This is a genomic window from Pseudomonadaceae bacterium SI-3, from assembly GCA_004010935.1.
Taxonomy (GTDB): Bacteria; Pseudomonadota; Gammaproteobacteria; order Pseudomonadales; family Pseudomonadaceae; genus Stutzerimonas.
Window position 1 is genome coordinate 3,244,683 of record CP026511.1, and the last position, 12,229, is coordinate 3,256,911.

Annotated in this window: 8 protein-coding genes and 1 pseudogene; 6 read left to right on the forward strand and 3 right to left on the reverse strand. The window is 57.1% G+C overall.

What is annotated here, in order from left to right:
• Positions 1-784 precede the first annotated feature (784 nt).
• The 6 genes and pseudogenes from C1896_15220 to C1896_15245 all read left to right on the forward strand — a co-directional run bounded on the left by C1896_15220 (position 785) and on the right by C1896_15245 (position 9,542).
• A complete protein-coding gene (locus C1896_15220) occupies positions 785-3,679 on the forward strand; it encodes a ribonucleoside-diphosphate reductase subunit alpha (GenBank protein ID AZZ46131.1) in 2,895 nt (964 codons plus the stop codon).
• Between the two features lie 479 nt (positions 3,680-4,158).
• Complete coding sequence (locus C1896_15225; protein ID AZZ46132.1) at positions 4,159-5,406, forward strand: ribonucleotide-diphosphate reductase subunit beta; 1,248 nt, start codon at positions 4,159-4,161, stop codon at positions 5,404-5,406.
• Positions 5,407-5,714: 308 nt separating this feature from the next.
• Positions 5,715-7,433, forward strand: a complete 1,719-nt coding sequence (locus C1896_15230; GenBank protein ID AZZ46133.1) for a reverse transcriptase — start codon at positions 5,715-5,717, stop codon at positions 7,431-7,433.
• A 269-nt stretch (positions 7,434-7,702) separates the two neighbouring features.
• A complete protein-coding gene (locus C1896_15235; protein AZZ46134.1) occupies positions 7,703-8,224 on the forward strand; it encodes a transposase in 522 nt (173 codons plus the stop codon).
• A 336-nt stretch (positions 8,225-8,560) separates the two neighbouring features.
• Positions 8,561-9,088 carry a hypothetical protein gene (locus C1896_15240; protein ID AZZ46135.1) on the forward strand — a complete coding sequence of 176 codons (528 nt, stop codon included), beginning with the start codon at positions 8,561-8,563 and terminating at the stop codon, positions 9,086-9,088.
• Between the two features lie 174 nt (positions 9,089-9,262).
• A pseudogene (locus C1896_15245) lies at positions 9,263-9,542 on the forward strand (transposase).
• A gap of 11 nt (positions 9,543-9,553) precedes the next feature.
• On the opposite strand, the gene C1896_15250 reads toward C1896_15245, so the two are convergent.
• The 3 genes from C1896_15250 to C1896_15260 all read right to left on the reverse strand — a co-directional run bounded on the left by C1896_15250 (position 9,554) and on the right by C1896_15260 (position 12,209).
• Positions 9,554-10,534 (reverse strand): EamA/RhaT family transporter, encoded by a 981-nt coding sequence (locus tag C1896_15250; protein AZZ46136.1) that lies wholly within the window; start codon positions 10,532-10,534, stop codon positions 9,554-9,556.
• A complete protein-coding gene (locus tag C1896_15255; protein AZZ46137.1) occupies positions 10,531-11,103 on the reverse strand; it encodes a TetR family transcriptional regulator in 573 nt (190 codons plus the stop codon). Before C1896_15255 ends, C1896_15250 begins: the two co-directional genes overlap by 4 nt.
• 200 nt (positions 11,104-11,303) lie before the next feature.
• Positions 11,304-12,209, reverse strand: coding sequence for a LysR family transcriptional regulator (locus C1896_15260; protein ID AZZ46138.1), 906 nt, complete (start codon positions 12,207-12,209; stop codon positions 11,304-11,306).
• Positions 12,210-12,229 lie beyond the last annotated feature (20 nt).

Consider the following 12,229-nt stretch of genomic DNA (forward strand, 5'->3'; position numbering starts at 1 on the left):
ACGAGGGAAGCTGCGCCCGGTGAGGACCGCTTCGCAGGACTGGCACATCGCTGCGCCCGGTCCGGCGCTAAGCAAAGGGCCATCACTGTTGCCCGCTCCGTCAAAATCAAGCCTTGCAGGCTGCAAAACGCAATAAATCCGTCTTTGACAAAACACCACATATAGTGTTTTCGCTTGAACGCCGCCGGGTATCCGAAAGCGCTGGCGAGCACGCATTTCATCTGAACATCGTGCAGCCCCGAAACGGCGCGGGCTGCGCCCTGATCGCGCACAGCTCACCCACATCTTATCCACAGGTTGTTCATTTTGAGTGCCTTGCGCTGTGTCTGAACCGCCACTATCGTGTCGCTCCAGGCGCCTTTTACCCCATATGTTGGGTGTCGAAAGCCAAACAGACACAAACGCCGAAAAAAGCAAGCAAAATAAATTCGCTCTGATTTTTACCCGGCCCGCGTCCGCACGGGCGCGATAGATCGTCGCCACAGACCGCGATCCTGCGCAGCCCAACGTTGATTTCGCTCAAGTCCAGCAGTAGCGCATGCGCCAAGCGCGTCACACTACATGTTGTGTTTTGAGGTTGTGATCTTCACAACGCCTGACTATGCTTCGGCACATTCGATTCGCCACCTCAGGTGCCGGATCGTTTCCAGTTTTGAGTCACCCATGGGCCGGTTCGCCGGGGCATGGTTCATGCAATACGAGACACGCAATACAGATCAGGGCCGCCCACGAAGCGAGCCCGACACCTAACGTGCTACCGAGACAGAGAGAATCCGGAGACCCCATGCAGAACGAGTCCATTCGCGAGAACCCGCACGCCAACGACAGCACGCTGGACCTGGCCGCCACCGCGCCGGGCCAGCTGCGCGTGATCAAGCGCAACGGTACAGTCGTCCCCTACACCGATGACAAGATCACCGTCGCCATCACCAAGGCGTTTCTCGCAGTGGAAGGCAACAGCGCCTCCGCCTCGTCGCGCATCCATGACACCGTCGCGCGCCTGACCGAGCAGGTCACGGCTACCTTCAAGCGCCGCATGCCCTCCGGCGGCACCATCCATATCGAAGAAATCCAGGACCAGGTCGAATTGGCCCTGATGCGTTCCGGCGAGCAGAAAGTCGCCCGCGACTACGTGATCTATCGCGAATCCCGTAGCCAGGAGCGCAAGCGCGGCGCAGTCGACGCACCGGTCGACGCGCATCCGAGCATCCGCATCAAGCGTGCAGACGGCAGCCTGGCGCCGCTGGACCTGGGTCGCCTGAACACCATCATCACCGAAGCCTGCGAAGGCCTCGAAGAAGTCGATGGCTCGCTGATCCAGAAAGAAACCCTGAAGAACCTCTACGACGGTGTCGAGCAGACCGACGTCAACACCGCCCTGGTGATGACCGCCCGCACCCTGGTCGAGCGTGAGCCGAACTACTCCTACGTTACCGCTCGCCTGCTGATGGACACCCTGCGCGCCGAAGCCCTGAGCTTTCTGGAAGTCGCCGAGTCCGCCACCCATCACGAAATGGCTGACCTCTACGCCAAAGCGCTGCCGGCCTACGTAGAAAAAGGCGTGCAGTTCGAGCTGCTCGACCCGCGCCTGAAGGAATACGACCTGGCCAAGCTGGGCGCTGCGATCAACCACGAGCAGGACCAGCAGTTCACCTACCTCGGCCTACAGACCCTCTACGACCGCTACTTCATCCACAAGGATGGCGTGCGTTTCGAGCTGCCGCAGATCTTCTTCATGCGCGTCGCCATGGGCCTGGCCATCGAGGAAGAAAACCGCGAAGCCCGCGCCATCGAGTTCTACAACCTGCTGTCGTCCTTCGACTACATGGCCTCCACGCCGACCCTGTTCAACGCCGGCACCCTGCGTCCGCAGCTGTCCTCGTGCTACCTGACCACCGTGCCGGACGACCTGGGCGGCATCTACGACGCCATCCGCGATAACGCCCTGCTCTCCAAGTTCGCCGGCGGCCTGGGCAACGACTGGACCCCGGTGCGCGCACTGGGCGCCTACATCAAGGGCACCAACGGCAAATCCCAGGGCGTCGTGCCCTTCCTGAAAGTGGTCAACGACACCGCCGTCGCGGTCAACCAGGGCGGCAAGCGCAAGGGCGCGGTCTGCGCCTACCTGGAAACCTGGCACCTGGACATCGAGGAATTCCTCGAGCTGCGCAAGAACACCGGTGACGACCGTCGCCGTACCCACGACATGAACACCGCCAACTGGATTCCGGACCTGTTCATGAAGCGCGTCTTCGACGACGGCAAGTGGACTCTGTTCTCGCCAAGCGAAGTACCCGACCTGCACGACCTCACCGGCAAGGCCTTCGAGGAGCGCTACGAGTACTACGAAGCCCTGATCGAATACGGCAAGATCAAGAACCACAAGACCCTGCAGGCCAAAGACCTGTGGCGCAAGATGCTCTCCATGCTGTTCGAAACCGGCCACCCATGGCTGACCTTCAAGGACCCGTGCAACCTGCGCAGCCCGCAGCAGCACGTCGGCGTGGTGCACAGCTCTAACCTCTGCACCGAGATCACGCTGAACACCAACAAGGACGAGATCGCCGTCTGCAACCTGGGCTCGATCAACCTGCCGCGCCACATCGTCGACGGCAAGCTGGACACCGCCAAGCTGGAGCGCACCGTGCGCACCGCCGTGCGGATGCTCGATAACGTCATCGACATCAACTACTACTCGGTGCCGCAGGCGCGCAACTCCAACCTCAAGCACCGCCCGGTGGGCCTGGGCATCATGGGGTTCCAGGACGCGCTGTACCTGCAGCACATCCCTTACGGCTCCGATGCCGCCATCGACTTCGCCGACAAGTCCATGGAAGCGGTCAGCTACTACGCCATCCAGGCCTCCTGTGACCTGGCCGACGAGCGCGGCGCCTACGAAACCTTCCAGGGTTCGTTGTGGAGCCAGGGCGTCCTGCCGCTGGATTCGCAGCAGATCCTCATCGAAGCGCGTGGCCAGAAGTACATCGACGTCGACCTGACCGAGTCCCTGGACTGGGCCCCGGTACGTGCTCGCGTCAAGAACGGCATCCGTAACTCGAACATCATGGCGATCGCACCGACCGCGACCATCGCCAACATCACCGGCGTGTCGCAGTCCATCGAGCCGACCTACCAGAACCTGTACGTGAAATCGAACCTCTCGGGCGAATTCACCGTGATCAACCCCTACCTGGTTCGCGACCTCAAGGCGCGCGGCCTGTGGGACGCGGTCATGATCAACGACCTCAAGTACTACGACGGTTCCGTGCAGCAGATCGAGCGCATCCCGCAGGAGTTGAAAGACCTCTACGCGACCGCCTTCGAAGTGGAAACCAAGTGGATCGTCGACGCTGCCAGCCGCCGCCAGAAGTGGATCGACCAGGCGCAGTCGCTGAACCTCTACATCGCCGGTGCCAGCGGCAAGAAGCTGGACGTGACCTACCGCATGGCCTGGTTCCGTGGCCTGAAAACCACCTACTACCTTCGTGCCCTGGCCGCGACCAGCACCGAGAAGTCCACCGTCAACACCGGCAAGCTCAACGCCGTGTCCAGCGGTGGCAACGGCAGCGCCAGCCCTGCTCCGGCGAAAGCTGCACCAGCGCCAGAAATGGCCGCCGGCCCAGCACCGGTGCCAAAGGCGTGTGCGATTGATGAACCAGACTGCGAAGCCTGCCAGTAAGTAGTAGAAAGCCGCGGTCCCCAGAGCGGACCGCGCGTTGTTGCCCGGCAGGCCGGCCCCCATCACGTACATGCGTACGCTCAGGGGCTCCGACCCGCCAGGCGCCTAGCGCTGCCTCGCTCTGGAAACCGCTCACACCGAGCTGCTGCTGAAAAGCGCTGCTCTTTTGTAGGAGCGAGGGGGACGCCTAGTCCTTGCTCGCGATCCACTACTCGCCCACGCCGGGGTCTGGATCGTTAACCAAGTCCGACGCCACCTCAAATCCAGTCCCCTCGCCCCTCCGGGGAGAGGGCTAGGGTGAGGGGCAGCCCACCAGACAACACAAAGGCCGGGGCCAAACCCCGACCTGATACAGAACACAAAGGGCGCGGGGCACCACCACCCTCCCCCACCAAAACACCCGCTTTTTTGCGTGCAAACCAAAAGCCACCAGACATTTTCGACCGGCCGCGACCGGTCCCCAATCAGGAGAAACCGCCATGCTGAGCTGGGACGAATTCGACGAAGAAGACACCACCACCACCGCGCAGGCCGCCCCCCAAGCCGCTGCCGCAAATGACGCACCGGCCAAGCTCGACAAGGACGCCGCAGGCTCTGTCGAAGAAGCCCGCGCCGTTGCCGCTGATGACTCCGCTGCCGTCGCTCGCGCCAAGAAAGCCCTGGACGACCTCGACATCCAGGAAGGCCTCGACGAACTGGAAGGCGAATCCGCCCGCGTTCACGTCGGCGACAAGCAGATGATCAATGCCCGCGCCGACCTCAACCAGCTCGTACCCTTCAAGTACGACTGGGCCTGGCAGAAGTATCTGGATGGTTGCGCCAACCACTGGATGCCGCAGGAAGTGAACATGAACGCCGACATCGCCCTGTGGAAGACGCCAGACGGCCTCTCCGAGGACGAGCGCCGCATCGTCAAGCGCAACCTCGGCTTCTTCTCCACCGCCGACAGCCTGGTTGCCAACAACCTCGTGCTGGCCGTGTACCGCCTGATCACCAACCCCGAGTGCCGCCAGTACATCCTGCGCCAGGCCTTCGAAGAGGCGATCCACACCCACGCCTACCAGTACTGCATCGAATCGCTGGGCATGGATGAAGGCGAGATCTTCAACATGTACCACGAGATCCCGAGCGTCGCGAAGAAGGCCTCCTGGGGCCTCAAGTACACCCGCTCCATCTCCGACCCGACCTTCCAGACCGGCACCGTCGAGACGGACAAAGAGTTCCTGCGCAACCTCATCGCCTACTACTGCGTACTCGAAGGCATCTTCTTCTACTGCGGCTTCACCCAGATCCTCTCCATGGGCCGCCGCAACAAGATGACCGGCACCGCCGAGCAGTTCCAATACATCCTGCGCGACGAGTCCATGCACCTGAACTTCGGCATCGACGTGATCAACCAGATCAAGATCGAAAACCCACACCTGTGGGACGCCGCCATGAAGGACGAAGCGACCCAGATGATCCTCCAGGGTACGCAGCTCGAAATCGAATACGCCCGCGACACCATGCCCCGCGGCGTCCTCGGCATGAACGCCTCGATGATGGAGGACTACCTCAAGTTCATCGCCAACCGCCGTCTGACACAGATTGGCTTGAAGGAAGAGTATCCGGGTACTACTAACCCGTTCCCGTGGATGTCGGAAATCATGGATCTCAAGAAGGAGAAGAACTTCTTTGAGACGCGGGTGATTGAATATCAGACTGGTGGGGCGTTGAGCTGGGATTGATGGTAAATACTTAATAACCAAAACAAGAACAAAGTCGCTTAGGCGGCTTTGTTTTTTGAAAAACACTTCCTTGACACAGCCCTCAGCTAAACAATATGGATCGCTATCAAACCCACCTTGACTGTTGATTAATCAAGCAGGGAAAGATAATATTTGTACGGGGCTCAGGACCCGCATTCCTGAGATGTATACATCTCAGCTTGTAGCGCTTTTACCTCTGACGCTAACGCGTATTTGCCGCCAAAGGTTACTTTGCGGTTGTTGGGGTCCTGAGTTACCCACCTAACATGGCGAGAACAGGGAATTGTATGGATTCTTTTTACCCCTTCATCCCTAACCCTCCATATAAGATTTCAAACAATACTGAACTTGCAAATCTACTAAAAATTCCTGTTGCTAGGCTGACTTATTACGCCTATTACTTGCCAGACGAGCAAAAATATACGTCTTTCAATATAAGAAAACGAAACGGCAATCCAAGGCTTATAGAAGCCCCAATTAAGGGACTTAAAGATATCCAGAGGGCAATTTCAGTTTATCTTTACGAACAATACAAACCACGAAGCTGTGTTTTTGCATATGTACAAGGCAAAGGCATTGTAGAACATGCATCAATCCATATCGGTCAACGATGGCTCCTCCGATTTGATCTGAAAGACTTTTTTCATACAATAAAAACATCACGCATCTCAGGCTTACTTCGCCGCCCTCCGTACAGTCTCGCAAAAGGACCTGCTGAAACCATAGCCAGAATTTGCTCTAAAGATGGTCGTCTAACCCAAGGATCTCCATCCAGCCCAGTAATAAGCAACCTGCTATGCAAAGGACTCGACTATAAAATTAAAGAGCTAGCTGCAAAAAACAAATGCTATTACTCAAGATACGCAGACGATATTTTTATCTCTAATAATGGCAGCGTTTTTCCCTCAGCCATTGCAATACGCACCCTTGAAGGAACTGCCGAGCTTAGTCTCGCATTGCAAGAAATAGTGAGCGCCTCTGGGTTTCAAATAAACAAAAGTAAAACAACCCTAAGAATGCGTTCTGAGCGACAAATAGTTACCGGCATTATAGTCAATCGAAAGTCAAATATCCCCAAAGAATTTTTAAACTCCGTTAGAGCAGCCCTGTACGCTTGGGAACGCTTTGGACTAGAAGCAGCAGAGAACTATTGGCGAAAAAATATTGATCCCAAAAATGGATTTAACCAAGAAGACAAAGAAGGACCACGATTAAGATGGGTTATTAGAGGTAAAATTAATCATATTGCTCATGTCAAAGGCTACAGTGACTCCACGTTTCTATCGCTGGCACGACGACTCCAATCTCTTGATTCTAGCTATAAAATCGATGAGCAGAAAATACTGCACGCGCTGACGGATGAAATACATATATATACGGAGGGGATAACCGATACGAAACACATTGAAAGCGCTCTGAAAAACTTCAAGAAAAACCAAGAATTTTCAAATTTAAATTTAGTCTTAAAAACTCCTAGAAAGCCCGGAAGCGCATCACTGAAATCGCTGTGCGAAAGCTTAAGTGTGGCCCCACAAAAGCAACTAACCATATGCATTTTTGATCGTGACGAACCCAACATCATCAAAGAGATGGGCGGGTCGTCCAGCAACTACCGCGATCATACTAATAACGTATTTAGCATGATCATACCCACGCCTGATTTCCGGGATGCAAACGAACCACTATGCATCGAACATTTGTATAAAGACGAAGCAATCTATATCAAGGATTCGCACGGACGCAGATTATATTCGAAGCACGAATTTGACTCTTTGGGCTGCCATACACTGGAGCCAGGCTTGTTCTGCAGAATAAGTAAAAACACATTAATATACGATGACAACGTAATCGAGCTTTCTAAAAAAGCAAATATTGCCCTATCCAAGAACAAATTCGCTGATTACATATCAAACGGAGCACCTCCATTTTGCAATATAGATTTCAGCGGATTCAGAAATATGTTCTCGCAAATTACACAAATTGCAGGACTCTATAAAAGCAACTAACCACGAAAGGGGCAAATTTATTCTCCTGGCCCAACTCGCTCGCATTTCCAACACGCTTTCCTCGGCCCAACCGACAGGTTTCGCCTTGCATGGCGAGCGAGGTAGCCTGGAAATAACGCGTGGAAAAGGCTTCGCCGTTTTCCACCCTACGTTCCGGCAACGTCGATGCGTCGGCGGTGTGGGCGGGTGAGATGGCGTAGGGTGGATAACGCTTTGCTTATCCACCGATACGGACCTCCCGCCAACACAACGCTCAAGGATGAGCCGCCATGTCTCGATACCGCCGCGCCCAGGTGCCGGGCGCAACCTATTTCTTCACGGTTAACCTGCGTAACCGCCGCAGCGACATTCTTGTCCGTCACATCGACCTACTTCGAGAGACGGTACGCGCCACCAAGGACCGCCATCCCTTCCATATCGACGCCTGGGTCGTCCTGCCTGATCACATGCATTGCATCTGGACGCTACCGGATGGCGACGCTGATTTCGCGCTGCGCTGGAAGGTCATCAAGTTCGCGTTTGCAAGGCGGCTGCCGAAAACGGAGGTACTGACCGCAACGCAACGATCCCGCGGTGAGCGAGGGATCTGGCAACGGCGATATTGGGAACATCTGATTCGTGACGAACGCGACTACCGGCACCACGTCGACTACGTCCACCTCAATCCATTGAAACATGGGTGGGTTACCCGCATTGCAGATTGGCCCTTCTCCAGCTTTCACCGAGCCGTGAAGGCGAGGCTCTACCCCACCGGCTGGTGCGGCGAACAGCTGCCTATTTCTGGGCATTAAACAAGCCCTACTCTGTGCCCCGATACGCCGGGGCAATGATGGGGTGAGGGGTTTTCGCGCGGCGAGACCCATATGTCCAGATCGTGTTTCCGTTGCTTACTTTTCTGTGCACCGGCCCGCGCCTTGGGAGCAAAGAAGTGAGGCGACCGATGGGGTACAACAGCTTCATACAAACGACTCAAAAGCTGCGACCAGACGTCACTTTAGAAGCACCCACGAGAAACAGGGCGCAGAACACATTTTTCAAAATCGGGGAGCGCAGCCAGCGTCCTGCTCTGCTGAAATACCCATAGCCAATCAGGGCTCAATTAAAGAACTTCGAGGGATAGCACGCGTATGGATACCCGTTTTCTAACCCTCATGGAATTCCAGAACGTCTATTTCTACCGATTTATTACTCTCGCCATTTTCGTGACAACCGGTGTTCTTTTGTTATTCATTTTTCCGGAAATGAAGCGCTCCGAGATATCCGTGGTGGTACCGGTGCTTTTCATCCTGTGGGGTCGCTTTGCCGTTGAGTACGTCCGCCTTAAGAAGTGTGGCCCTGCGTTTATCCATAACGACGAACTGGTGATTTCCCGCGACGGGGGCCACCGGCAAATTCCCTTGACCCGCATTCGCTCGGTTACCTCCAAACACAGCCTGTTCATGGTGCGCCGTTATCGCTCGTGGACGGATCACCTGGCATTTCTGCAGGTGACGCTGAACAACGGCGAGCGCGTTTACACCCTGGCTGAGAGCAAAGTGTTTGAATACCCGGCGGGCAAGAACACGCTGGCCGCGATTCAGGCTGCTCTTCTCGCGGCCAAGACAAAGAGCCTTACATCACGGCAGGCAAGCCATGACGCGGAGCGTTCCACTTAGGGAGTTCGCCTGGAAGCGAAGTAGCCTGGAAGAAACGTGGAAAAGGCTTCGCCGTTTTCCACCCTACCGTCCGGCAACGTCGATGCGTCAGGGTGAGGTCAGGTGAAATGACGAGGGTGGATAACGCTTTGCTAATCCACCGATACGGACCTCCCGCCAACACAACGCTCAAGGATGAGCCGCCATGTCCCGATCCCCCGCGCCGATGTGCCAGGTGCCACCTCTCTTCACGGTCAATCTGCGTAACTGTCGACGCGAGCTACTCGGTCCGCCATGCCGATCTGCTAGGCGAAACTGTCCGCGCCACTAATGACCGGCCCCCGTCCATATCGATGCCTGGGTCGTCCTGCCTGATCACATGCATGGGTTCTGAACACTACCGGACGGCGATGCCGCTTTAGCGCTGCGCTGGAATATCTACAAGTTCGCGTTTGCAAAGCGGCTGCCGAATACGCACTGGCTGCATCAGGTCGCCGTTTCGTTCGCCAGGGAACCATCGATGCTGTATGCGCGGGCCTGCCTGCGATAGAAGGCCTGAATGGCCCATACCACCCCGCAAAAGAGCAAGCCTGTCCCGATGGCTTCGGTGGGAGCGGGCCAGCGGTCGTGAACGAGCAGGCCAAGTACGGTTGCATAGAGCGTTTGGCTGGCAATCAACTGCGCGCTGAGCGCCAGAGGCAGACGCCGGGTTGCGACAGACCACGCCCAGGCACCGGCAAGCGTCGCGCCGAATCCTTGGATCAACCCGCATATAAAGAGCGCATCTGTACCAACCAACCCGCTTGGTTGGCTGGCGTAATTGGAAAGCTTCAGATACAGCCCCACCGGGATGAAAGCCAGCATCTCTACGCTGCACATAAAAATCAGCATGGCGGACCAGAGCATGGGTGACATGCCTGGGCGTCGGGCCAGGGCGCTTTCGTTCAACAAGCCGAAGCCAGTCCAGGAGGCGATTGCCAGCAGGGAAACTAACAGCCCAAGCAGTATCGAACTGGTAGAGCGCATTTGCGTTGCACTGCTGAAATCAAACACGCTCAAGTTGACCAGGCCTATACCCAAAGCCGCCACCATCAATGGGCCGGCAATGGCGCGCCAAGGCACGCTGGCGCTGCGCATGTTGCCAGCAATAGCGAGAACGATGGGTACCGAACCCATCATCACTGGAGGGATCACCGGCCCGGCTGCCAAAACGGCGGTGGTAATCAGAAAGAAATATCCGATATAACCCAGAAATCCCAATAGCGCGGCCCATGCCCAATCAGTCAATTTGAGTTTCTTGACTTCGCTTCGATATACGAACAGAACAAGCAGGCTACCCAGCCCGGCGAAGCCATAGCTCACAACAGCAAGGTCGAAGAGGCTGTATTCGCCAATCAGGCTTGGAAAGATATAGAGCAGCGACCAGGAAAACGTGGCGGCGATGGCAGCAAGCAATCCCACTATCATGCGCTCTGCTCCTGCTCGCGTTGCGCTGTGATCCAGCAAAGTGCCATGCGTCTTGCTGTGTCGAACTGCTTTGTGGTCTCGCCCATGGCGCCGCTGACAAAACTGCCTTCTAACAAGATGAACAGCCCATCGACAACCGAGGTCGGGTCGCTAACGCCTGCCTTGATGGCCAGTGCAGCGAGGTTGTCACGAATCCCTTGCTTATGGCGACTCACGGCCAAACGCACCGGGTGGCTACACGATGGGAATTCGGCTGCGCTGTTGACGAACACGCAGCCACGGCCGCTGTCGTGCATCAGAAAGCGCTCATACAAATCGAAGAACGCAAGCATGCCGCTAATCGGTTCGGCATGCTTCGCCAAGGTGCTCACCACCTCTTCACGCCAACGACGGTCACGTTCTTCAAGGCACGCCACGATCAGCGCATCCTTGGAAGGGAAATGACTGTATAGCGTCATTTTGGTCACGCCCGCCAACGCTGCGATCGCCACCACACCGGTAATGTGCACGCCCTGCGACACAAAGAGAGTTAGCGCGGCATCAACCAGGCGCTTACGGGTTTTATCCATTTTTGGACCCTCCGACGTGGGTGTGTCGTTGACTATACCGACCGGTAAGTTTTGATAGACACCAATCACGACCCCAATGCCGGGCAGTTACGACATGGGAGGCAAGCGGGACACAGCCACAGACAGCGAGGTAGCCTGGAAGTAACGCGTGGAAAAGGCTTCGCCGTTTTCCACCCTACAGCTGCAAGGCGCTGGCGGCGTCAACCCCCCACTTCACACAACCCACCCGGCACCTTCATCACCCACTCCCTCACCGCCAGCACCGTCGGATCATCTCGGCGGCTTTCGGGATAAACCAGATGAAACGGCTTGCCCGGCATCTCAGGGCCGAACGGCTGCACCAACCGCCCTTCTCTCAATTCATCTTCGATCAACTGACGGCTCATCAGCGCCACGCCCTGCGCGCCGATGGCGGCTGAGATGGCGTGGGTCTCGTCGGAGAAGACCAGCCCGGCGCTGACGTCCAGCCCCGGCACGCTGGCGAGCTTTTGCCACGAGGCCCAATGAATCGGAGCCGAGGCGGCACCCCGCGCGTGAAAGTGGATCAGCGGGTGGTTGGGCAGGTCGGCGACGTCGCGAAGGCCCAACAGCGGGCTGCAGACCGGGACGAAGGTGTTGTCGATCAGCTTCTCGGCCACCAGCCCTGGCCAGCGCCCGTCGCCGTAGCGGATGGCGATATCCGCCGTAACGCCATCCAGCGCTACCGGCTCGTGCGAGGTGTGGAAGCGCAGGTCGATATCGGGATGCGAATCGCGCAGCAGGCAGACCCAGGGCACCAGCCAGCGCACGGCAATAGCCGGCGTGGTGCTGAGGGTGATCGCCTGCCGGCACGGCCCCGCACTAAGGCGTTCGACCGTGGCGCTGATGCTGTCGAACGCGGTCTCCAGCGTCTGCTGCAGGTCACGGCCTTGGGCGGTGAGTTCCAGCTGCCGGGGTTTGCGCAGAAACAGCGCCACGCCGAGGGATTCTTCCAGCGAGCGAATCTGGTGACTGATGGCCGTAGCGGTGACATTCAACTCCTCGGCGGCCTGCTTGGCGCTCTCGTGGCGGGCGGCGGCTTCGAAGGCACGTAGCGCAGAAAGCGAAGGTAACCAGCGGTGCGCCATGGTTGAGTTTTCCTCATCTG